Annotated in this window: 18 protein-coding genes; 8 read left to right on the top strand and 10 right to left on the bottom strand. The window is 41.7% G+C overall.

All coding sequences use genetic code 11. The features are described 5' to 3' along the window. Nucleotides 1–3 precede the first annotated feature (3 nt). Nucleotides 4–1449 carry a TrkH family potassium uptake protein gene (locus U3A58_RS09035; RefSeq protein ID WP_323823089.1) on the top strand — a complete coding sequence of 482 codons (1446 nt, stop codon included), beginning with the start codon at nucleotides 4–6 and terminating at the stop codon, nucleotides 1447–1449. Between the two features lie 2 nt (nucleotides 1450–1451). Here the strand turns inward: U3A58_RS09035 and U3A58_RS09030 are convergent, their stop codons facing one another. Further along, nucleotides 1452–3905, bottom strand: coding sequence for a ligase-associated DNA damage response DEXH box helicase (locus U3A58_RS09030; RefSeq protein WP_323823088.1), 2454 nt, complete (start codon nucleotides 3903–3905; stop codon nucleotides 1452–1454). A gap of 143 nt (nucleotides 3906–4048) precedes the next feature. Between U3A58_RS09030 and U3A58_RS09025 the strand changes: the two genes are divergently transcribed. Further along, the gene (locus U3A58_RS09025) at nucleotides 4049–4561 is read left to right on the top strand and encodes a hypothetical protein (RefSeq protein ID WP_323823087.1); all 513 of its coding nucleotides are present in this window, start codon (nucleotides 4049–4051) and stop codon (nucleotides 4559–4561) included. A gap of 74 nt (nucleotides 4562–4635) precedes the next feature. On the opposite strand, the gene U3A58_RS09020 is transcribed toward U3A58_RS09025, so the two are convergent. Together U3A58_RS09020 and U3A58_RS09015 are read right to left on the bottom strand one after the other, a co-directional pair. Further along, nucleotides 4636–5238 carry a hypothetical protein gene (locus U3A58_RS09020; protein WP_323823086.1) on the bottom strand — a complete coding sequence of 201 codons (603 nt, stop codon included), beginning with the start codon at nucleotides 5236–5238 and terminating at the stop codon, nucleotides 4636–4638. Between the two features lie 10 nt (nucleotides 5239–5248). Then, nucleotides 5249–7537 carry a TonB-dependent receptor gene (locus U3A58_RS09015; RefSeq protein ID WP_323823085.1) on the bottom strand — a complete coding sequence of 763 codons (2289 nt, stop codon included), beginning with the start codon at nucleotides 7535–7537 and terminating at the stop codon, nucleotides 5249–5251. A 241-nt stretch (nucleotides 7538–7778) separates the two neighbouring features. Between U3A58_RS09015 and U3A58_RS09010 the strand changes: the two genes are divergently transcribed. Further along, the gene (locus U3A58_RS09010; RefSeq protein WP_323823084.1) at nucleotides 7779–9143 is read left to right on the top strand and encodes an exonuclease domain-containing protein; all 1365 of its coding nucleotides are present in this window, start codon (nucleotides 7779–7781) and stop codon (nucleotides 9141–9143) included. A 6-nt stretch (nucleotides 9144–9149) separates the two neighbouring features. Here U3A58_RS09010 and ypfJ read toward each other — a convergent pair whose 3' ends face one another. The 3 genes from ypfJ to U3A58_RS08995 are packed head-to-tail and all read right to left on the bottom strand — an operon-like array spanning nucleotide 9150 to nucleotide 10503. Next, nucleotides 9150–10037 (bottom strand): KPN_02809 family neutral zinc metallopeptidase, encoded by an 888-nt coding sequence (ypfJ, locus tag U3A58_RS09005; protein WP_323823083.1) that lies wholly within the window; start codon nucleotides 10035–10037, stop codon nucleotides 9150–9152. Then, complete coding sequence (locus tag U3A58_RS09000; RefSeq protein WP_323823082.1) at nucleotides 10034–10381, bottom strand: hypothetical protein; 348 nt, start codon at nucleotides 10379–10381, stop codon at nucleotides 10034–10036. The genes ypfJ and U3A58_RS09000 overlap by 4 nt, the downstream gene beginning before the upstream one ends. Further along, nucleotides 10378–10503, bottom strand: coding sequence for a hypothetical protein (locus U3A58_RS08995; protein WP_323823081.1), 126 nt, complete (start codon nucleotides 10501–10503; stop codon nucleotides 10378–10380). The genes U3A58_RS09000 and U3A58_RS08995 overlap by 4 nt, the downstream gene beginning before the upstream one ends. A gap of 97 nt (nucleotides 10504–10600) precedes the next feature. Here U3A58_RS08995 and U3A58_RS08990 point away from each other — a divergent pair, with 97 nt between their 5' ends. Then, nucleotides 10601–11374, top strand: a complete 774-nt coding sequence (locus U3A58_RS08990; protein WP_323823080.1) for a 3-keto-disaccharide hydrolase — start codon at nucleotides 10601–10603, stop codon at nucleotides 11372–11374. Between the two features lie 534 nt (nucleotides 11375–11908). On the opposite strand, the gene U3A58_RS08985 is transcribed toward U3A58_RS08990, so the two are convergent. Then, entirely contained in the window at nucleotides 11909–12376 is a 468-nt protein-coding gene (locus U3A58_RS08985) for a SixA phosphatase family protein (protein ID WP_323823079.1), read from the bottom strand. 154 nt (nucleotides 12377–12530) lie between these two features. Between U3A58_RS08985 and topA the strand changes: the two genes are divergently transcribed. Continuing rightward, nucleotides 12531–14858, top strand: a complete 2328-nt coding sequence (topA, locus tag U3A58_RS08980; RefSeq protein WP_323823078.1) for a type I DNA topoisomerase — start codon at nucleotides 12531–12533, stop codon at nucleotides 14856–14858. A 173-nt stretch (nucleotides 14859–15031) separates the two neighbouring features. Here topA and U3A58_RS08975 read toward each other — a convergent pair whose 3' ends face one another. From U3A58_RS08975 to U3A58_RS08965, 3 genes are all read right to left on the bottom strand, one after another. Continuing rightward, nucleotides 15032–17398, bottom strand: a complete 2367-nt coding sequence (locus tag U3A58_RS08975; protein WP_323823077.1) for a hybrid sensor histidine kinase/response regulator — start codon at nucleotides 17396–17398, stop codon at nucleotides 15032–15034. A 108-nt stretch (nucleotides 17399–17506) separates the two neighbouring features. Further along, nucleotides 17507–18385 (bottom strand): 3-hydroxyacyl-CoA dehydrogenase NAD-binding domain-containing protein, encoded by an 879-nt coding sequence (locus tag U3A58_RS08970; RefSeq protein ID WP_323823076.1) that lies wholly within the window; start codon nucleotides 18383–18385, stop codon nucleotides 17507–17509. Nucleotides 18386–18406: 21 nt separating this feature from the next. Then, entirely contained in the window at nucleotides 18407–19174 is a 768-nt protein-coding gene (locus U3A58_RS08965; RefSeq protein ID WP_323823075.1) for an SDR family NAD(P)-dependent oxidoreductase, read from the bottom strand. A gap of 115 nt (nucleotides 19175–19289) precedes the next feature. Here U3A58_RS08965 and U3A58_RS08960 point away from each other — a divergent pair, with 115 nt between their 5' ends. The 3 genes from U3A58_RS08960 (at nucleotide 19290) to fabF (ending at nucleotide 22179) form a co-directional block, all read left to right on the top strand. Continuing rightward, nucleotides 19290–20270 carry a zinc-dependent alcohol dehydrogenase family protein gene (locus U3A58_RS08960; RefSeq protein ID WP_323823074.1) on the top strand — a complete coding sequence of 327 codons (981 nt, stop codon included), beginning with the start codon at nucleotides 19290–19292 and terminating at the stop codon, nucleotides 20268–20270. A 73-nt stretch (nucleotides 20271–20343) separates the two neighbouring features. Then, nucleotides 20344–20766 (top strand): hypothetical protein, encoded by a 423-nt coding sequence (locus tag U3A58_RS08955; protein WP_323823073.1) that lies wholly within the window; start codon nucleotides 20344–20346, stop codon nucleotides 20764–20766. 159 nt (nucleotides 20767–20925) lie between these two features. Beyond that, nucleotides 20926–22179 (top strand): beta-ketoacyl-ACP synthase II, encoded by a 1254-nt coding sequence (gene fabF, locus U3A58_RS08950; protein WP_323823072.1) that lies wholly within the window; start codon nucleotides 20926–20928, stop codon nucleotides 22177–22179. Nucleotides 22180–22282: the final 103 nt, after the last annotated feature.

Raw genomic sequence — 22282 nt, 5'->3', positions numbered from 1 at the left:
GGGATGATTCATTTTAAAGAAATTGGAAAAATCATGGGAGCACTCTTAGTGCTAATATCCATTTTGATGCTTCCAGGAATTATTTTTTCGATTCATTATGATGAGGATCCTTGGCCTATTTTGAGCTCGTCTATGATTACTTTGGTCTTTGGAGTGACGCTGTTTCTCTCATTTTCTAAGCAGGATCAAAATATTCGTAAGCGAGAAGGTTACTTGATCGTAGCTTTAAGTTGGGTTTTTATGGCAGGCTTTGGGATGCTTCCGTACATCCTAAGTAATCAGATCAATGGGTTTTCTGATGCGCTATTCGAGACTATGTCTGGTCTTACCACCACTGGCGCCTCTATTCTGACTGATATAGAAGCCATGCCTAAGGGCTTGCTTTTTTGGAGAAGTATGACCCAGTGGATTGGTGGTCTGGGGATCATTGTGCTGACTGTGGCTATTTTTCCACTATTGGGAATTGGCGGAATTGAGCTATTTGTAGCGGAATCACCAGGACCAACCTCTGACAAAGTTCACCCTAGAATATCCGAAACCGCCAAGCGACTTTGGTATGTCTATGTGGGACTTACAGTGATGGCGACCTTGCTTTATTGGGTTGGAGGGATGACTTTCTTTGATGCGATCAATCATGCGCTTACTACTTTGGCTACCGGCGGCTTCTCTACCAAAAATGCCAGCATGGCCTATTATGATTCTGCATTTATTCAATATGTAGCCATCCTATTTATGTTTTTGGCTGGGACTAACTTTACGGTGATCTATTTTGGGTTGATAGGTAAATTCAAAAAAGTATTAAGAAGTGATGAGTTCAAAACCTATGGCCTGGCACTTTTGGCTATTTCAGTTATTGTTTATTATCCGATTTATGCCTCAAGTGTAGATCCTGAGCTGGCGTTTAGGAAGTCCCTTTTTCAGGTAGTTTCAGTGGTGACTACCACAGGATATGTCACCGATGACTACACCCAATATGGCCAGGGTGTTACCTTTATTTTCTTCTTACTGCTCTTTATGGGGGGCTGTGCGGGATCCACGGCAGGAGGAATTAAGTTTGTCCGTCACCTGACCTTTATCAAGAATTCATGGCTGGAATTCAAGCGCTTAGTTCATCCTAGGGCTATTGTTCCTTTGATGATCAATGGTGATCGGGTCACAGGTAGGATTATCACTCATATTATGAATTTCTTATTGATCTACCTGCTGACTTTTGTATTGGGAGGATTGGCGCTTTCTCTAATGGGGTATGATTTGGCTACCTCACTAGGAGCGGTCGCTACTTCTTTGGGGAATATTGGCCCGGGAATTGGTAGAGTTGGGCCGGTTGATAATTTTGCCTTTTTCTCACCCACAGCTAAAATTTTCCTCTCTTTCATTATGCTTCTAGGAAGACTTGAACTCTTTACCATATTGATTCTATTTACTCCCTTCTTCTGGCGAGCAAATTAATCCTAAACTTGGAACTGCGCCTGTATTTTGGCAATACGATCCTCTATAGACTCTGAACTGATAGATGTTCTACTCAGTCTATCGACCATGATAGGAAATGAAAATGGTGTGAATTGAACTGGATGCCTCACTACGAGCTGTTGATGATTGATTTTCTGCAAGGCATGGATCATTTTGTCCTCTTCCATCTGCTGATCGATAGCCTCTCCATGCGCTTGCTTCAGTAGCAAATTATCTGGATCATATTGCTCAAATACCTGAAATAGCAGACTGGCATTAGCTTGGATATGCTTGAAAGTAGTGGGCTTGCCGGGATAGCCCTGGAAAACCAGGCCGGCAATACTCGCGATTTCCCTGAATTTCCTCCGTGTCATTTCCGTCTCATTTACGCAGTGAAGTATGTCTTCTCGTAGATTTTTTAAAGAAAAAAGATCTTCCTCCAAAATCTCTTCAATATTCACATAGCTGTCGCAAAGCAGTTCAAATCCATAATCGTTCATAGCCATACTGAACGTCACTGGATAGCTAACACTTATCCTGTAGGCTATCAAAGCACTCATCAATTCATGAATTGCCCTTCCTTCGAAGGGATAAAAGAAGAGGTGGAATCCCTGGTTAGTTTGATGCGATTCGATCAAAAAAGTGTCTCGGTTTGGGACAATAGAAAGGCGATTTTGAAGGTCTAGTATTGGGGCAACCTGGACTATTTCTTCTGAGATGTAAATACCTTGATTGAATAGCTCAAAGATTTCGCGGATTTTATCGGCAAGTCTGGATGAAAGAGACATGCGTGCTCCCAACCAACTCACTACATTTCGTGTCTTTTTTTCCGAAACTTTGACTATGGCTGTCAATCCATTTACTTTCAGTAACTCCAGACTTCTTCCGGCAAAGAAAAATCGATCACCGGTTTTCATTTTGGCAATGAAGGATTCTTCTACCGTACCTAGATAAGCGCCATTTTTAAACTTTATTTTGATCATAGCCTCCGACACTATCGTTCCCATGGACAACCTGTGCTTCATGGCAATCCTTTTATTGGTTACTCGGTGCAGCCCATCCTCTGTCAGTATTACTTTCAAAAAATCCTCGTAACTCCCCAGCGAAGCACCTCCTTTGGTAATAAAGTCTATAATCCAAGACATCTCAGCTTCCGATAGCTCTTTATAAGAATGACACTTTGTTACCACTTGAAATATCGATTGTTCATGGAATCCATCACCAACTGCCAGTGTCACCAAAAATTGAATCAAGACATCGTAGGCTAGGATAGGAGGGAATTGTGACTCCATTTCCTCCTTCTCAATAGCATCTCTAAGTGCGGCGGCTTCGATTAATTCGAGAGAATTAGTGGGTACAAAAAATATCTCTGACGGTAATCCTGGCTGATGTGAGGCACGACCAGCTCTCTGCATAAATCTGGAAACTCCTTTTGGACTTCCTACTTGGATCACACGGTCCACAGGTCGGAAATCTACCCCTAAGTCCAGACTGGAAGTGCAGACCACTAGCTTCAATTTACCTTCATGCAGGGCATTTTCTACCCATCCTCGTACAGACATATCGAGCGATCCATGGTGCATGGCTATCCATCCTGCCCAATCAGGCCTGGCTTCGAGGATTTTCTGATACCAGATTTCCGTCTGAGATCGGGTGTTGGTGAATAGCAATACGCTGCGCCCCGCTTCAATAATTGGGATTACCTGATCCAGCATTCTGATGCCTAAATGTCCGTGCCATGGATATTTTTCTACTTCGTGGGGAATTACAGATTGCAAAATTATCTGCTTCTTGATGTCAGCTTTCACAATATGTACAGGTAGATTTTTGCCTAACAGAGTCATTGCGGCAGCTTCTAGATTACCGATAGTTGCTGAGACAGCCCATCTTCGAAAGGTGCTCGGGCAAATGGACTGTATGTATTCCAGAGCAAGTTGTACCTGAACCCCACGCTTGTTTCCTACCAGCTCATGCCATTCATCTACCACCACTGCCTGTACTGTCTGGAAAAGCTCGGCATGGCCTTTTTGGGAAATCAGTACATGCAACGTTTCAGGGGTGGTGATGAGGCATTCCGGCGGTCTTCTCTTGATAGCAGCGCGGGTTTTGGCATCTGTGTCTCCGTTTCTTACGACTACCTGCCAAGGCAATCCGATGGTCTCACATACCTCCTGCATAGCTTTTTGGATATCTTGAGCCAAGGCACGAAGCGGGGTGACCCAAATTAGCTGAATCCCATTGTTTTTGGCTTTTCGCCAAGTGTCTGGATTATTTTGGATGTATTCTAAAATGACCGGAAACCAAAGTGCTAAAGTTTTACCTGAGCCAGTAGGAGCATTGAGTAAACCAGATTTGCCCTCCAGGTAGTCATTCCACGTCTGCTTTTGAAATGGGAAAAGCGTCCATCCTTTCTTTTGAAAGTAATCCAAACCAATAGCCAGACGTGTTTCTTTCATAGGATATCTTTAGCGATACTTTTAATTTGTGATGCTTTGGCTTGCTGACTGGGAAAAGGAGGTGAAGTATTTCAAATGAATTGATAATTTTAGAATTGTAGAACGGAACCAGTCTTTTTCCGTTTGGTTTTAAAAACTTATTTATGAAAAATGCGATTTTTGCTCTTCTAGTCCTGCTTAGTTTTGGATCATGCAGTGACAGTGATCCGGAAGTTTATACCGGACAAAAATTGGAATATCAGCTGTATAAAGCTAGTGAGTACGAGTACAACGGGACGCTTACTGTCAGAGAATTGGCGGACGGAAATCTTGAGCTGAGCTTACAGTTAGTGGGAGCGAATAGCACTTCTGCTACCACCTTTCCTGCACACTTGCATTTTGGGGATTACACTAACCCAGAAACCCCAATGGCTTTTATGCTTACTCCAGTGAGCGGATCTGATCTTAAAAGCAAGACAGTGCTCGGGCCTTTGATGAATGGAACAAAGTTGAGTTTTGACGATATGAAGACCTTCGATGGACACGTCAAGGTGCATTTGTCTAGCGAAGGACCTGACTATAAGGTGATTTTAGTGGCAGGAAATATTGGCTCAAATTTCAATGAAAATTTAGAATTTGATGCTTCTCAAATGACAATTTGCTCACCGAATTTTTGAAGCGTTTCTTTGCCACTTACAATAGGCAACCTCGATCTGAAGGTTGCCTTTTAGGTATTATATCCTTTTCACTTTTACTCTACAATGACAGGGAAATTGATTAGCAGGTCAGTTTCTCCTCCAGCCAAAGGATAATCCACAAAGTTTGGATTATCTGCACCTATAAAATCTTTATTTAAGTCATGCCGCAGTATTATCTGCAGGTTTGCATTAGTAGAACTTGGGTTTTCGTCTATACTAAGTACACCCTCAAGCCCTAAATGTCTGCCATTATATAGATCATTATAGAAATAGGAAGCAAATCTGCTCATCGAAAAAGCAGTTCCCAGGAAATAAAACTGGTGTTTGTCTGCTTCCTCACGAACCTCCACTGTAATATCTTCATTTAAAATTGCATTGTACAATTCGATTTCCATCGAATACATCTTGCCTTTGGCCAAGACCACATCCTCTATTAGTAGAGAGCCTCCAAAATCAATTCCCTGACTGTCCGAAGCCTTAAAACTGAATGGGCTACCTATGGGAATTCTATATTCATCCAATTCCTGAAAAGTAAGGGTGACATCGGTAATCAATTCTCCGTCATTTTCCGGTACAGGGTCCTCACTTTTGCAGCTAGAGAAAGTAAGTGAAACTATTGCTAGCGCGATGAGGCAAAGTTTACTTTTTGAGTTCATAAGTAGTTGGTTAGAATTCATAATTGATTTTTAAAAGGACATTTCTCCCCATATCGTAGGTGAAATATCGGAAGCGGTTCATGTAATCTTTATAGCTGGTATTGAAGAGGTTTTGCACCTGCAGTCCAAGATTCAACTTGTCTTCGCCTATGCTCAATTGCTTGTTGTAAGAAATGTTGAAAAGCGCGTAGGCGGATGGCGGGGGAGCAATATCAAAATCAGGCTCTCTGTTTTGCTTGGCTACCAGCACATTGCTTAAGGTTAACTTGTTCGTTCGTGAATCGGTACTCTTTGCAAAGTCATAAGAAACACCCCAGTCCATGCGGTTTGCCGGGATAAATGGGAAATAGTTATCGTCATTTGTGTTCTTTGCCTGTACGATAGAACCTTTTAAGTAGCCACTAAATTTGTTAGTAAACTCATAGCTGCCGGCAAAGTCAAAACCATAAAACAATGCATTTGACTGCAAATATTCATACACATTGAATGTGCCTCTCAGGCTCACATAGACTTCTCCTGTAGGATTCAAATAAATAAAATCCTGTATAGGATTGAGATAGGCAGTAAATTCTAAATGAGTTTTTTTTCCATCATATTGCAATTCATTGATCCATTTGAGTGATTTCTCAGACTCCAGATCAGCATTTCCGATTTCCACCGCTGCCGCACCGTGGTGAAGCCCTTCACTGAAAAGCTCATTGACATTCGGTGGTCTCCATGCAGAACCAATATTTGAATTAAAAGTCAAATCAGGGGTGATATGATAAAGTCCACCTAAGAATGCCGAGAAATTAGAATAGTCAAGATCAGCAGTTCTCAACTCTTCATTAATATATCTGGCAGTGCTCACATTTCTGAAGTCATACCGTACTCCTGCTTCTACTTCCAGTGGACCTTTGGAGTACTTTTCCATAGCATAAAGGCCAGTATTCAGCATATCATAATTTGGTATCAAAGGAGTGATTCCAGTACCAGGCACATTGCTATTTGCCTGCTGAATGAAGTTTATTCCCCATGTGCCACTCAACTCATTCTCATGCGTGTGATTTACATAGAGATCCACAGTGTTGGTATAAAGTTCTAGGTCCAAACTTGCTTTCTCATTCTGAGCGCCTCGTCTTTTATCGAATTCCTGACGGTGATTGAGCTGAAAACCATACTGGAAGTTCATTTTCCAGCTTTCAGAAATATGGTAATGAGACTTTAACTTAGCCAAGTGATGAGTTACGCTTTGCTTGGGATTGACGATGTCATAGCTGTAGTCTCCATCTGAAAAAGGGCGGCCATTTCTTATAATATTTTCTAGATCAGAGAGATTTCCAGTATGTGAATCGTTCAAAATCCCCAATTCGGTTTGGAAAAGACTGTAATAAGCTTCCACTCCAAGTTTGGAACTGCTATATCCCAGAGAGCTACTAAGATTAAGCTCACTCACGCCAGTGTTTTCTTGAAAATAGCCGGGAGACTTTACATTTCCTGACCTTTTGGCGGAGCTTTGGATACGATACCCTAGGCCTTTGATTTTGTCTGAGCCACCTACATGCACTAGGTTGATATTGCCCATTCTACCATTTGTGCCACCAATGAGATTCAGGCTAGTTTTGCTGGTTTTTTTTGTTGGAAGTGGGGCTGGATTTACCAAAATCACTCCGCCCATTGCTTCTGGGCCATATCGCACCGTTTCAGCTCCTTTTACGACGGTGATTTCATCTGCCAGAAAAGGATCAATTTCAGGAGCATGCTCAGCACCCCACTGCTGTCCTTCGAGACGGATACCATTATTCATGATCATGATCCTGTTACTGTGCATTCCGTGGATTACTGGCTTTGCTATGCTGTTTCCAGTGGAAAAAGTGGATACTCCAGAGATTCTTTTGAGACTTTCACCAAGATTTTCACCTCTGGATTCGAGTAGGTTTTCTCCAAATAGAGAAGATACAGCAGTGGTAGTTTGTACCGCATCACGATGCCCATGCACTTCCACGCCTTGTAGTCTCACCGCTTCATCTTCCAGTCTATAGGTTTTGCTAAATGTACTGGATTCTAATTTGATGGTATCAGTAACTGTCTTATGTCCAATGTATTGTATTGTCACCGTGTAGGTGCCACTACAAAGATTTTTGAAGGTGAAGTTTCCATTCTGATCACTTACTGCTCCTTCTTCAGCCTCAGCTACCCACACATAGGCAGCATCAATTGGCTCATTGTTTTCTAGGTGGATTATCTTACCTCGAATAGTAAGGTGACAATTTTGAGCTTGGATTTTATACCCTAGCAATAAAATAAATGTTAGTAGCATTACTGTTTTCAGATTCACGATACAAAAATAGATTGCGTTGGATTTATTAACTAGCGTTTTTGAAACAAAGTTGCATTTAAAGGATAAATGGTGAAAAATTGAAAGGAATTGCTCTTTGGAATGCTGATTGGATTAGTTGAGAGTGATTTTAACAAAGTGTCACATGCCTAACGCGTATTGATTCCCTGTCATTCTGTGACATCTATTCTCAAGAGAAAATTCTAATTCATACTTTTACCCAATGGAATTTGCCATAGTAGATATTGAGACCACCGGCGGCGCGCCAAAATATGGTGGAATTACAGAGGTAGCTGTATTGATTCATGATGGAGAATCAATTATAAGAGAATACCAGACCCTGCTCAACCCTGAGCAAGCGATACCCACTTACATTACAGGACTGACTGGAATTGATAATTTTATGGTGAGGCATGAGCCCACCTTTGCCACTATACATGAGGAACTTTGGGAATTACTCCATGATAGAGTATTCGTAGCTCATAATGTTAGTTTTGACTATGGCTTTCTTCGGGAGGCATTTTTGAAGTTGGGGAAGGAGCTCAAGACTCCAAAACTGTGTACAGTAAGTCTAAGCAGGAAAGTATATCCGGGGATGGGATCTTATAGTTTAGGGAGACTTTGTGAAAGTCAAAAAATTCCTATTGAAGCAAGGCACCGAGCAATGGGAGATGCTAAGGCGACTGCTATTTTGTTTGATCGAATGATCAAGTCCGACTATCAGATCATCAATCAATCGCTGAAGAAGAATACAGGTGAAGCTTTTTTGCCTCCTAATTTTCCACATTCCAAATTCAAGGAAATCCCAACTTCATGCGGCGTCTATTATATGCTCAATGAGCATAGCAAAGTAATCTATGTGGGCAAGGCAATCAATATCCAAGAGCGTTTTAAAAATCACTTTTCAGGGCAATTACTTCCCAATCTGAAGCAAAAGCTCAAGACAGAGGTCTTTGATTTGAAATGGGAATTGACAGGAACTGAGTTAATGGCATTATTATATGAGACACTGGAAATCAAAAGATTATGGCCAAAATATAATTCTGCATTGAAACTTCCTAAGCGTATGTTTGGCTTATTTTACTACGAGGATAATTCAGGTTATGGAAGATTTCAGGTTTCGAAGATTACCAAATTTTTTAGACCGGTTGAATCTTTTTTCTCCATGGAGGAGGCCAATACATTTCTTAAAATAGGTATTAAAACCTATGGTCTTTGTCCCAAACTATGTGGACTCAGAAAGGTAAACTGTGATCCGGAAGAGGAAATGGGTTGTGAAGGGGGGTGTGATTTCACAGAGAAACCAAATGAATACAATAAGCGAGTAGCGGAGTTTACTGTGAAAATCAAAGATAGCCAAAAGGAAATCTTGATCAGACTCAATGGGCGAAATGCAAATGAAACGGCTTTTTGCATGTTTGAAAGCGGCATGCTGAGTAGATTTGCCTACCTAGAAAATGACCAGATTACTGATGATATTCCCTCCCAGCTGGAACTGGTGACGCAGTTGCCCGAAACGTATTACATCCTTCGCCAATACATCCACCAGATCAGCCCTGAGCAGATTGTCGTTCTGGAAACCAATTAAAATTCCCTATAGGCTAGCTGCATTGAATGTATCCCCCTGATTGACATCTCCAGTCTCAAAGCCCTTTTTAAACCATTTCATGCGTTGAGCTGAGGTGCCATGGGTGAAGGAATCAGGCATTACACGACCTGTAGCTTGCTTCTGAAGACGGTCATCTCCGATGGCATTTGCGGCATTCAGTGCTTCATCCAAATCCCCTTTTTCCATCCATCCGATGGACTTTTGACTATGATTTGCCCAAACTCCGGCAAAGAAATCTGCCTGTAGTTCTAATCTTACAGAATACTGATTATATTCTTTTTCGCTCACTTGACCACGAAGTTTGTCCATTTGAGCGGTGATACCCATGATTTTTTGAATATGGTGCCCAACTTCATGCGCGATTACGTAGGCTTGCGCAAAGTCTCCGGGAGCGTTCAGCTTCACTTCCATTTCCTGAAAAAAGCTGAGATCTATGTACAGTTTTTCATCTCCAGGGCAGTAAAATGGCCCTGTCGCACTTGATGCCATCCCACATGCGGAGGAAACTTGCCCGCTGAATAGCACCAAAGTAGGTTCTCGGTAATTTTCTAACTGCTTGTTCCAGACATCCTCAGTATCAGCAAGGATAGTTTCACTGAAAGCTGCCAGTCGGTCCTCCTCTGCAGTAGGTGTATAGCTGGTTTCAGTAGTGAATCCCTGTCCACCGCCGCCCATGAAATTTCCCAAGAAAGTAAGGGGATTGGTGCCGGTAATTACCGAAATGGCAATTACTATCCCGACAATGATCAGCCCGGTTTTGGAAAATAGAATCCTAATCAGGGGTCCAATTAGCATGGGATTGAACCCGCCACCACCGCTCTTGCCCCGTCTATCCTCTACATTGGAGCTTCGTCTTCTTCCTTCCCATTTCATGTGTTTATAATTTGTTTTTTAAAGGCCATAACTTGTCCCGTGACGAAGGAAACGGGATAGCCTGTCCCGTGCGCCGCGGCGGATCGGGAGAATCTCGCGTGCATTATAATCATCCCAGTGTGTGACGCTTGAGTTATGCTCGATTTCTTTGTTCTTTTGCCTTGACGCAAAAGAACCAAAAAGTCAAGACGCCAGCAAAGCTTCACCCCGCATGCCAGCCGCCTGGCTCGCTGCTGCGTCACCCAAGCGCGCCCTAACCACAAACAAATCTGCTGATGCGGTGGATGCTGACTTATAATCATCCCCCTGTGTGTTCCCGTAGGTACGGGATCATGGGTATTCATATGATTATAATTTGTCTCTTCAAAGCCATATAGCCTGTCCCGTCCGCCGCGGCAGATTGGGAGAATCTCGCAGGATTTATAATCATACCTCTGTGTGTCTCTTGAGTCATGCTCGATTTCATGGCATAAAAAGTTTGATTTTGTCTAAAATTAACCAAATTGGACGATTGGACATTGTCCTTTATCTATTTTCGAAAAAATATCTTAATCCCATAACCTATGAACAACAAAATTTTTCAAAAACTATCACTAAGCCTTGCCTTTGTGTGTGCTTGTACCTTAGTCCAAGCTCAGACTGGAGTGGGGGTGAAACCTGAAAAAGGCGCCAAAATGTACTTGGATGGCTCTAAAAAATCACTTGATAAAAACTGGGTGTACTGGGAAGGGCCGAGGTTTGCAGCAGAAATGCCGATAAAATGGCCTGAAGTCACTGACCCTGTAGATGGTGGTACTGTAATCAGCAGCAATGATCCTGCGGGAGCTGGCGGTCTGTATGGTGCAGCAGATATTGTCACCAAAAAGAAATTCAAAGATTTCCGTGCACACGTGGAATTCTTTGTTAAAAATGAAGGTGGAAACTCAGGGGTCTACCTGCAGAATCGGTATGAAGTCCAGATCCTCGATGGGGATTATGGAGATCATGGCATGGCTGCTTTGATCAATGAACATGTTCCAACTTCTGAAGAGTATTATGGCATTGGCAAGTGGAATGCGTATGATATTGAGTTTAAAGCAGCACGCTTTGAAAATGGTAAATTGGTTGCTAAACCTCGGGCGACAGTGTATCTGAACGGAGTAAAAATCCATGAAGATAAAGAAATACAGCAAGTTTGGGGAGGTCCAAACTCAGGTCTTGATGGTGGGAATGACGGGGGCAAAGGTATTACCGATATCCCGGGAGGACTGAAGTTGCAAGCTGAGGGCCACGATGTGTATTACAGAAATGTGTGGATAAAGAAGTTAGACTTAGACGGCAAATCGACTGATTTCTAAGAAAACATAAAGCATTAAAAAGCCCTGAATTCGAAATTCAGGGCTTTTTGCATTTCATCTTCATTCTACTTTTACAAGGAGAAGTAGGTTTTTTTGCTTCTAAAATTCTTTTAAAGCCACAGCTACACTAGGTGCTGGAATAAGGCAACTTTTATTTCTCAGAGAACCTTGAGTTTAAAATGCTAGAACATTAATCGGGGTAATCGCAATTTGGGTTGATATATTCTGTAAAGGGTACTGCACAATTTAGCCATTTGATTGGAAATCAAATTTTGGTTCCATGGCAATGGATTTATACGAATATCTTGGGCTAGGCTCCGGGGTAAGGTTTCGGATTTTGAGCGTAATTTTTGTTATTAATAATTCCAGATATAGTTAAGATTTACTTAAGTGATTCATTATATCTATTTATCTCTGTATTATCGTGCGAATATAAACGAATAGAGGTTTATAAGTCGGTGATTGTGTAGTTTTTTGAGACTAATTAGAAACGTGGTTTAAATACCTGTTGATCAGTCTGGGGATGATTTGTAGTTATTGGATGATCTCCTTCAGTATGCCTGTTCCAAAGCCAATCATTTTCCAATCCGATATTTCCAGGTCAATCACAGCCATCATTCCAAGTTGTAAACCGAGATAATTCTCATTGGAAATATGTGCGAGCAGTAAGCTGATGGTAGGATTATGTCCTACCAAAAGGCAGGTATCCACTGAAGTCGGAGTTTTTTCCAGCAAGGTTATTATATTTCCCATGTCGCCCTGGTAGATTTCTTGAGTGAAAATTGACTCCTTAATAGCGCTATATTTTCCCATCAGTTCAGCTGTTTCTTTAGTGCGTTCTGCTGTTGAGCAATACATCAAGTCGATGGATTTCAATTCATGTTTCAGGTTTTTACCCATGCGCATGATGTTTTCTCGGCCTTTTTTGGTGAGTTGTCTATGAAAATCCGACCCATTTGAAAATCCTGCTTCTCCGTGTCTTAGTAAAAACAATTGCTTCATGATAAGTGGTTTATGCGCTCAAAAGTGATTTATACTTTAATCAAAAATCCATCCAAATAGACGCTGGTTATTTTTAAATATTTGGACGAGAATACAATGCCGTCTATTTTTAGCCTTTCTTATCGGGTTTGAAAACCCAGAAAAACTGCCTTTTATGTCAAAAAACCTTGTTATCGTCGAGTCACCAGCCAAAGCCAAAACCATTGAGGGATACTTGGGCAAGGACTATAAGGTAGCATCCAGCTACGGACACGTTCGGGATCTTCCCAAAGGCGATAAAGCAATCGATATTAAAAATAGATTTAATCCTACTTATGAAGTCACAGCTGATAAAAAGGATGTGATCAAGAACCTCAAGGCTCTGGTGAAGGATGCAGAGACGGTCTATCTAGCGAGTGATGATGACCGAGAGGGAGAGGCTATTTCTTGGCATCTAAAAGAAGTGTTGAAACTTAAAGATGAAAATACCCGAAGAATTGTATTCAGAGAAATTACTAAAAATGCGATTACCAAGGCGATAGAGAATCCTAGAGGAATCGATATTGATCTGGTAAATGCCCAGCAGGCAAGGCGTATCTTAGATAGATTGGTCGGTTTTGAACTCTCACCTATACTCTGGAAAAAGATCAAAACAGGCCTATCTGCAGGTAGAGTACAATCGGTGGCTGTACGTCTTATCGTAGATCGGGAGCGGGAAATAGAGCAGCACAAAGCAAAATCCAGCTTTAGGGTCACTGCGATTTTCGAGGTAGAAGGGAAAACCTTTCAGGCCGAGCTGCCTAAGAAATTTGATACCAAAGCTGAAGCAGAGGAATTCTTGAAGAAATGCCTTGCAGCTGACTTTTCGGTAGCTAACCTGGAGAAAAAGCCAGGGAAGAAAACTCCAGCGGCACCTTTTACTACTTCTACGCTTCAGCAAGAGGCAAGTAGAAAGCTGTATTTCTCTGTAGCACAGACCATGTCTGTAGCACAGAAACTGTATGAAGCTGGTAAGATAACTTATATGAGAACGGATAGTGTGAATCTATCAGATGATGCGATGGCTTCTGCCAAAAATGCAATTCACGATTCATACGGTGACAAATACCACAAATCAAGGAAATTCACCACTAAGTCTGAAGGTGCTCAGGAAGCTCACGAAGCCATCCGGCCTACGGACTTCGCCAATGCACACGTCACAGGCGATCGTAACGAACAGCGTCTCTATGAGCTGATCTGGAAGCGTGCGATAGCTTCGCAGATGGCTGATGCAGAATTGGAAAAGACAATTATTACGGTAGATATATCCAATCAGCCCCAGAATCTGGTTGCAACTGGAGAAATCATCAAATTTGACGGATTCCTGAAAGTGTACTTGGAAGATACAGATGAAGAGCCAGAAGAGGATGATCGCAATGAAGGTAAGGCACTCCTGCCTCCTTTGACCATAGGACAAAACCTGAATCTTCAGGAAATGAAAGGACGTGAGACTTTCACCAGAGCTTCTCCGCGATACACTGAAGCATCATTGGTGAAGAAGTTGGAAGAACTGGGGATCGGTCGTCCGTCCACTTATGCGCCTACTATCTCTACCATACAGCGACGTGAATATGTAATCAAGGAGTCCAGAGATGGTACCCCTAGGGATTATGTGGAAATGATCATTGCCAAAGGTGAATTTAAAGACGCTACCAAATCCGAAAATACAGGAGCTGAAAAACAAAAACTTTTTCCTACCAATATTGCAATGGTAGTAAATGACTTTTTGGTAGAGCATTTTCCTAATGTGATTGACTTCAGTTTTACTGCCAGAGTAGAGAAGGAGTTTGATGATATAGCGGCTGGAGGTCAGGTTTGGCAGGATATGTTAGAGTCATTTTATGGTGGGTTTCATAAAAATGTGGAGGATACCGAGCAAGTTTCTAGACAAGATATCAACTCTAGCCGTGAACTTGGGAATCATCCAGTGAGTGGCAAACCGATGATTGTAAGACTTGGTAAATTTGGGCCATTGGTTCAAATCGGTGATTCCGAAGATGAAGAGAAGAAGTTTGCCAGTTTGAAAAAAGGGCAGTTTATCGAAAATATCACGATGGAGGATGCGCTTGAGTTATTCAAGTTACCTCGTGACATCGGGCTGTTTGAGGATAAAAAGATGGTTGCTGCAATTGGTAGATTTGGGCCTTACGTACGTCATGATGGTTTTTTCGTCTCTTTGCCAAAGGAAATGGATCCGCTGAGCATTACTGAAGAGGAAGGGATTCAGTTGATCAAAGACAAGCGTGAAGCAGATGCGAAAAAGCATATTAAATCATTTGATGAGAATCCTGAGATTCAGGTATTGAATGGGAGATGGGGACCTTATATCAAGATGGGAAAGAATAATTACAAAATCCCGAAGGATAAAGAGGCTGAAACTTTAACTTATGAAGAGACAATTCATATCATTGAAAATCAACCTGAACCAAAGAAAAAAAGCGGAAAATTTGCAAAGAAAAAGTAAATGATTCTGATTTTATTGGAATAGTTATGAACAAGTCTAAATCAAAACTACTAAGGATTGTTTTAGACTTGTTTTTGTTTTCAGGGATTTTATATTCATATCGACTATTATTCCGAAGCTGAGCATGAAGCCGGAGATAAGTAGTTTTCCATTAGTACCTGTTTCAAAGTGGGTTATAGGTCTATATCCAGTTTGATCTTTTCTAAGTAAAGGGCTTTTTCCACACTGGAGTAAAGCAACTCCTGATCAATTGGCTTGGTGATATAATCGTCCATTCCTATCGCAAAAACACGGGCTTTTGTTTTTTCGGTGGTATCAGCAGTTACGGCTATGATGGGAATGTCCTTAGAATTCATGCCTGAATTCCCAGAGCGAATTAGTTCTGTAGCTTCATATCCATCCATTTCGGGCATTTGAAGATCCATGAGCACCACATCATAGGCTTTTGTTTTTAGAGCTTCCAAAGCTTCCAGTCCATGATTTGCAAAGTCAAAGCTTACTCCCTTCCATTTTTTCAGAATTGATTTGATTACCAATTGATTGACAGTATTGTCTTCGACTACTAGGAAGTGCTTTCCACTCATCAGCTTCGCCACCTGGGTAGGAGTCATTAATTCTTGTTTGTTTGGAGCAGAACTAGATTTCTCTAGCTCGATTTTGATCTTCACCTGAGTGCCTTCGTTTTTCACACTCTTTACTTCTATCACTCCATGATGCAGGTCAACCAAAGCTTTTACTATACAAAGTCCAATTCCAAAGCCTCCGTATTTCCGTTTGTCATTGAGCTGTTCTTGGCTAAATGAATCAAAAATCTGATTGAGTTTTTCTTTGGCTATTCCTACGCCAGTATCCTCAATGTCCACCGTGAGGGCAAGCTTATTTCCTCGCTTTTCCTCCGTATTTACGGTGAGTTTTACCTGACCTTTTTGTGTGAATTTTGTTGCATTGTCCAGTACATTCGAGATGATTTGCTTCAATCGGATAGGGTCACCGACCAGCTTTGTGCTGATCGGGTTTCGCTCTTCGTAAATAAATTCCAATCCTTTTTCACGTGATTTTTGATTGGTGAGGACTTTCAATTCCTGTATAATTTTATGTAAATCAAAATGCACATGAGCAAGGTTCAATTCCCCTTTTTCTATCTTAGAATAGTCCAGAATATCATTGATAGAGCCTAGCAAAGACATGGAAGAATACTGGATAACCTCCAGGTTGTTCTTGATGGCTGGATCATCAGTATTACTTAGGATTGACTTGGAGAGCCCCAGAATAGCGTTCAGAGGAGTTCTAAGCTCATGGCTCATGTTGGATAAGAAATAGGATTTCATATCGTTAGATTCTTCTGCCCGCATCAGGGCGATTTCCTGGATCTCCTCCTTCTCTGTTTTAAGTAAGCGGATCCTATTTGCCATAGAAAGTGAGAGAAAGATGATTTCTGCCCCGGTTCCTATTTTGGAAGCGTTTGCTGTAAAGAAAGAATTCGGTATTAGTGAAAAATTGTTCAGAATGAATATCACAAAACCGATCGTCAAGCATGCAATACCTATGGTAAAGAAAAAATCAACATTGGATTTGCTCAGGTAGCTTTTGAAAATCGTGAAAATGATCAGAATGAGCATCAAAAAACCTAAACCATTGACAGCAGGATAATACAACGCCTGACCTGATGAATAGGTCAGTATCCCTAGCAGGAGAATCACATGAGCTAAAAATAGTAACTCAAAGGATGTTTTAAGCACTTTTGAAAGCTTTCCTGCCTTGAGATAGACAAAACTATAGACACCTAGTGCCAAGGAACTTAAGGCCGCGAAGATAAGTAGGGAGCGATTAGCAAACCATCCGGGTTCTTGGGTGACGTATTGGAAAAAGTACCCATCAAGATTCATATGAAGTAAGGCTATAGATGCTACGTATGCCACATAGAAAATAAAACTAGCTTCCTTCATCGCAAAATAAAAGAAGAGGTAGGTAACTCCCGCTAAAAAAAGGACGCCATAGAATATGCCGTAAATCAGTTGCGTGAAGAAAGAAGAATGGACTAGCGATGAGGTGTCGTTCAGAAGAAGGGGTATGCTGATTACTTCACCATCACTTTGGTATTTGATATAAAAATCTGAAGTAGAATGGGAAGCTATCGTAATCGGGAAAATCAATTTTCTATGTTTGAAGGGTCTGTCTTTGAACTTTATCATATCCCCACTCAACTGGTCAGTGACGATTTCTCCCTGAGATAATTGGTACAGATGCACCACATCGGTAATCGGTCTGGCCGTTTCCAAGTACAATGTCTGCGACTGATCTGAATCATTTGTCAATGAAAACCTGAGCCAAAAAGTTTGGTCTGTAAAGCCAAGATTAGTGATTGGGTTTTCTAAGGATTTAAAATCAAGTGAATTCTCATTTTTTAGGATTTCTTGTAAAGTATAATTTGTTGAATCAACCTGAGCTACTTTGGCTAGGGCATGAATAGAAAGAGGATAGGTGAATTCCTTACCAAAAGAATTCTGTGCATGTCCGACTCTTCCTATCAGCAGGAGCATGCCAAGAGTAAAACAAAAATAAAAGTGCTTCATTTGGGTGAAATAAGGGTGAAGGAAATTACGAGGTTATAGCATAAGCAGATCTTATTTGGCTCCGAATTGTTTAGATTATTTTAAAAAATCCGGATCTTTAAACCTGGGGTTAGGGTAAGTATAGAAGCCTTCGCCCGATTTGGCCCCCATTTTACCTTGATCTACGTAGGTTTTGAGAAGAGCTGCAAAAGCGCGCGATGCAGCGTTTCTACGTGAGTTAGTGATGTGCCATGCTGTATCAAGACCCACATTATCCAAGATTCCAAAAGGCCCAGCCGACATGTTGAAATTTATCATCCAAGATTTGTCTATGGCCTCTATTTCTGCGATTTCTCCAGTTAATAGCCTTCCTGCTGCATCGATCCAGGCGATCAATAGGGTGTTGAAAATGTATCCTGAATGTTCTTTCTTGATTAAGATAGGTACTTGATGGAGCCTTCTGCCAAGCTCTTCTAAAATAGAAACGACGGCTGCCGAAGTGCCAGCATGTGGCATAATATCTACAACTCTGGAATGGAAAACGTCATGAAAATGAAATGCGCAGAATTTCTCAGGTCTCCCAGATACGCCGGCAAATTGGGAAGGAAGCAGGTAGGAGGTATTGGTCGTGAAAATGGTGTGAGATGAAGCGAGACTGCCTATCTCTTTCCAAACCTTAGTTTTGATGTCGGCATCTTCTGTTACGCTTTCGCTGATTAGATCTACCTGTTGCACAGCTTCTTTAAGAACGTATGTAAAGGAAATTCTTTCCAGAGCTTGAAGTCCTATTTCTTCATTTATAAGTTCAGCTCGACTCAATTGAGCCACCAATTTTTTCATAGAGGACAAAGAATTTGTCAGACTTTTCTCCTGAATATCATATACGTTCACCCGAAAGCCGGATATTGCGGCTTGCAATCCAATTCTAGTTCCCAGTTGCCCTGCGCCTATAATACCAATAGTAGAAATTATCATTGATGTCTGATTCTCTGTTAATTAAATAGTAAAGCCCCCATCAGCAATTAAGACTGATCCAGTGGTGTATGCGGCTGCAGGGGAGGCAAGGAATAAAGCCATTGCGCCAATTTCGTAGGTGGTGCCCATGCGTTTGATAGCAAGTTTCTTCATGACCATGCTCAATATTTTCTCATTAGACCATAGTGGTTCGGAGAATTTTGTTTCGATCAAGCCCGGACAGATTACATTCACCCGGATTTTGGCTTCTCCCCATTCCTTGGCCAGGACTTTGGTCATGGAGATCAATGCGGCTTTGCTCACACTATAGATGCCTAATCCATGTTCAGGAGAAATCCCACCTATGGAACTGATGTTGATCACTGAGGCATTGGATGATTCTCTCAGATGTGGCCAGCAAAATTTTGAGAGTTCGAATGGAGCCTTGACATTTACATTCATGATTTTATCAAAAGCTTCCGAACTAGTTTCATGAACAGGGCCAAAGACAGGGCTTGTAGCTGCATTATTCACTAAAATATCAAGCTGTCCGCACGCTTCCATGGTTTTGTGGACCAGCTGAGCGAGCTCCTCCATGTTTCCCACATTACAGGCAATGCCGATTGCTTCATATCCTTTTGATCTAAGCTTGCCTGCCATTTTATCTACAGCTTCTTGTTTACGGCTACAAAGAACGACTTTAGCGCCAGCTGAAGCAAAAATTTCTGCTATGCTGAAACCGATGCCTTTGCTCGCTCCGGTGATGAGCGCAACTTTTCCTTCCAGGGAGAATAGAGATGAGAGATCCATAAGTTGGTTTGTTTGCTACATTCAAGTTATTAAAAGATAAAGAGTAAGCCTGAACGAATGCGTTTTATTCCTAGTTAAAAGGATATTAATTGGCAAAGTGAAATTTCAGAAAACGATGAAAGAAGTAATTTTTGAGAAAACAGGAATGCCTGAGGAAGTTTTGCAAGTAAGGGAATCACCCGCACCCGAGCCAAAACCGCATGAGGTTCAGATAGCTGTAAAGGCGAGAAATATCAATCCTTCTGACCTGATGTTTATTCAAGGTCGGTATGGGATACAGCCAAACTTGCCAAGTAGTGCTGGTTTTGAAGCAGCAGGAATAGTCAGCATAGCTGACGAGGAAGCAAAACTACCAGTTGGAACTCGCGTGATGTTTACCGCTCAGGGTACTGCTATGGGCACATGGAGAGAATATATTACGCTTCCTGCCAAGCAAGTTATCCCCATGCCAGCGGGAATGACATTTGAAGTGGCCTGCCAGGCTTTTGTCAATCCAGTGACAGCCGTCGCCCTGGTCAATAAATCTGAGTTGAAATCCGGAGAATGGCTTTTGCTTACTGCGGGTGCTTCGGCTTTTGGGAAATTTGCCCTACAGGTAGCGAAGCGTAAAGGAATTAACGTAGCCTGTACAGTTCGTCACGATGAGCAGAAAAAGTATTTGACTGATCTTGGTGCTGATTTGGTCATCAATACAGAAAAAGAAGACTTAAAGAAGAAAATCACGGATGTCGTGGGTGATGGAGTTTCTGCCGTTTTTGACGCTGTAGGTGGAGAACTAGGTGCCAAAGCTGTGGCTTGTATCAAGCAATTCGGGAAAATGTATGTTTTTGGGGTATTGAGTTTGCAGAATATGCCGCTCAATACTGGCATGATGATTTTCAAGGAAGTGACGGTTGAAGGATTTTGGTTGAGCAGCATGCTACAGCGTATTAGTAGTGAAGAGCGAGCGAAGCTCTACAAAGAAACTCAGGCATTACTGATGAGCGATGATTCTTTGGCAGAAGTAGCAGAGAAGTTTCCGCTCATTGAAGTAAAGGCCGCAATTGAGGCATATAATAAGCCAGGAAGAAATGGAAAAATTATTTTGATGAGTTAATTTCTTTGAAATAGTTCTTCATAAAAAAAGGGATTCCCCATCTTTGCATATCACATCAAAAAAACTGAATAGAATGAATTGGGATACGCTGGATAAGGAGCTTACCGAAATAGTGGAAAAAAGAAATCTACTTGCCGCTATGGATTATAACGACGAAAGCTATGATGATCTGGAAGAAGAACTTCATGACTTGGAGGATGACTTCAACGAAAACTATGAGGAAAGACTTGAAGCTGAAATTGAGAAAATCCAAGATAAGTTGCAGTCTGACACTGATGTTCTTTTACCAACTGCTTATATTTCTAATGCTTACAAGCCGCTTCTTCCTGATGCTAAGGGTATTGTGAGTTATGAAGTAGCCGGCCATCAAGGAGTTCCGATTGAGTCAGAGCAATTTGATAAGCAGGATGTGCGCATTGTGTTGATCCCTAATCCGGCGCGCTTTGTAATGCTGATCAATGGCAAACAGATGAAGGATCTTTGGAGAAGTAGATAAAAGTAAGTATTAAGATATTGATAGTAAGTAGCAAGACGTAAGTATAAAGATGTTAGATTTTAAAGTCTAGATTTATGACATAATTAATTTAAAAGGCCTGGTGAATAGCCGGGTTTTTTCATTGGAATTGGAAATTTTCCCCCAGATATACATTTAAGGATGAATTCAAAAAGAGTAGTGATTACAGGTTTGGGAGCTTTGTCTGCTCTTGGAAATGATGTGAAGACCAATTGGGAGAATGCGAAGGAAGGAAAAAGCGGTGCAGGTCTGATCACTTATTTTAATGCCGAAAAATTCAAAACCCGATTTGCCAACGAAATCACAAGTTTTGATCCTACACTAAAGCTCGATAGAAATGAGATCAAGAGAGCTGATCTTTATACCCAATATGCCTTGTACGCTGCCTCCGAAGCGATGGAAGATTCAGGCCTGGATGTATCCCAGCTGGAGTCTCCCTTTGCTGCGGGAGTGATATGGGGGACTAGCCAAGGCGGTATGAATACCTTCGAAAAGGAGATGAAGGAGTTTATAGGAAATGACCTTAGCCCACGATTCAATCCCTTTTTCATTCCCAAATTCTTGGTAAATATGGCTTCCGGAGTGATTTCTATGAAGTATGGTTTAATGGGAATCAACTATACAGCCGTCACTGCCTGCGCATCATCAAATAGTGCGATCATGGATGCTTTCAATTACATCAAGTGGGGGAAGGCTAAAGTGATTATCACCGGGGGCTCGGATGCGCCTATTACAGAAGCAGCTATGGGAGGTTTTAATGCTTTGAAAGCACTTTCCACGCAAAATGAAAACCCTGAGGGAGCTTCTAGACCCTTTGATGTTGATCGGGATGGATTTGTGATGGGAGAGGGAGCTGCGGCTTTGATACTTGAAGAATATGAGCACGCGAGAAAGCGTGGTGCCAAAATCTATGGTGAAGTAGTAGGTGCAGCGATGACGGCTGATGCGTATCATTTGACAGCCACTCACCCGGAAGGGGAAGGAGCTTACATGTGTATGAAGTTTTCTTTGGAAGAAGCTGGTTTGAGTATTCAGGAGGTAGACTACCTCAACGCACACGCTACCTCTACTCCTACGGGAGACTTGAGTGAGATTAAGGCTGTTTCTAGACTCTTGAATGGCGCTTATGATAAATTACATATCTCGGCTACCAAATCCATGACAGGACATTTGCTTGGAGCTGCCGGAGCGATTGAAGCGGTTTTTTGCGTGAAGGCAATCAATGAAGGCATAGTCCCACCAACCATCAACACGGAGAAGTTAGACCCAGCTATCCCTGCTGGAATTCAGATTGTCACCAAGCATGCCATTGAGAAAAAAGTTACCGTTGCTTTGAGTAATACCTTTGGGTTTGGTGGACATAATGCTTCGGTGGTATTTAAAGAGTTTGTATAAAATTTATTTTCTTGGCAGGTGTGGAGATTTTGTAGGCTTTTGTTAAAGTCTCTAAATTGGTCACCGCAGACCTGGCTGTCGTTTGCAGGGTGACAATAAAAAA

This window comes from Algoriphagus persicinus, assembly GCF_035156415.1.
GTDB classification, from domain to species: Bacteria; Bacteroidota; Bacteroidia; order Cytophagales; family Cyclobacteriaceae; genus Algoriphagus; species Algoriphagus persicinus.
Note: the sequence above shows the minus strand (reverse complement) of the source record. Positions and strands in the feature narration are given on the sequence as shown.

Coding starts and splice junctions, on each gene's coding strand:
- U3A58_RS09030 (WP_323823088.1), bottom strand. CDS start 3,905: ATGAAAGAAACACGTCTGGCTATTGGTTTGGATTACTTTCAAAAGAAA.
- U3A58_RS08965 (WP_323823075.1), bottom strand. CDS start 19,174: ATGGATCTCTCATCTCTATTCTCCCTGGAAGGAAAAGTTGCGCTCATC.
- U3A58_RS08975 (WP_323823077.1), bottom strand. CDS start 17,398: ATGCTCCTGCTGATAGGAAGAGTCGGACATGCACAGAATTCTTTTGGT.
- U3A58_RS09010 (WP_323823084.1), top strand. CDS start 7,779: ATGGAATTTGCCATAGTAGATATTGAGACCACCGGCGGCGCGCCAAAA.
- U3A58_RS09000 (WP_323823082.1), bottom strand. CDS start 10,381: ATGAATACCCATGATCCCGTACCTACGGGAACACACAGGGGGATGATT.
- U3A58_RS08955 (WP_323823073.1), top strand. CDS start 20,344: ATGAATTGGGATACGCTGGATAAGGAGCTTACCGAAATAGTGGAAAAA.
- fabF (WP_323823072.1), top strand. CDS start 20,926: ATGAATTCAAAAAGAGTAGTGATTACAGGTTTGGGAGCTTTGTCTGCT.
- U3A58_RS08990 (WP_323823080.1), top strand. CDS start 10,601: ATGAACAACAAAATTTTTCAAAAACTATCACTAAGCCTTGCCTTTGTG.
- U3A58_RS09015 (WP_323823085.1), bottom strand. CDS start 7,537: ATGCTACTAACATTTATTTTATTGCTAGGGTATAAAATCCAAGCTCAA.
- U3A58_RS08960 (WP_323823074.1), top strand. CDS start 19,290: ATGAAAGAAGTAATTTTTGAGAAAACAGGAATGCCTGAGGAAGTTTTG.
- U3A58_RS08985 (WP_323823079.1), bottom strand. CDS start 12,376: ATGAAGCAATTGTTTTTACTAAGACACGGAGAAGCAGGATTTTCAAAT.
- topA (WP_323823078.1), top strand. CDS start 12,531: ATGTCAAAAAACCTTGTTATCGTCGAGTCACCAGCCAAAGCCAAAACC.
- U3A58_RS08995 (WP_323823081.1), bottom strand. CDS start 10,503: ATGAAATCGAGCATGACTCAAGAGACACACAGAGGTATGATTATAAAT.
- U3A58_RS09020 (WP_323823086.1), bottom strand. CDS start 5,238: ATGAACTCAAAAAGTAAACTTTGCCTCATCGCGCTAGCAATAGTTTCA.
- U3A58_RS09025 (WP_323823087.1), top strand. CDS start 4,049: ATGAAAAATGCGATTTTTGCTCTTCTAGTCCTGCTTAGTTTTGGATCA.
- U3A58_RS08970 (WP_323823076.1), bottom strand. CDS start 18,385: ATGATAATTTCTACTATTGGTATTATAGGCGCAGGGCAACTGGGAACT.
- U3A58_RS09035 (WP_323823089.1), top strand. CDS start 4: ATGATTCATTTTAAAGAAATTGGAAAAATCATGGGAGCACTCTTAGTG.
- ypfJ (WP_323823083.1), bottom strand. CDS start 10,037: ATGAAATGGGAAGGAAGAAGACGAAGCTCCAATGTAGAGGATAGACGG.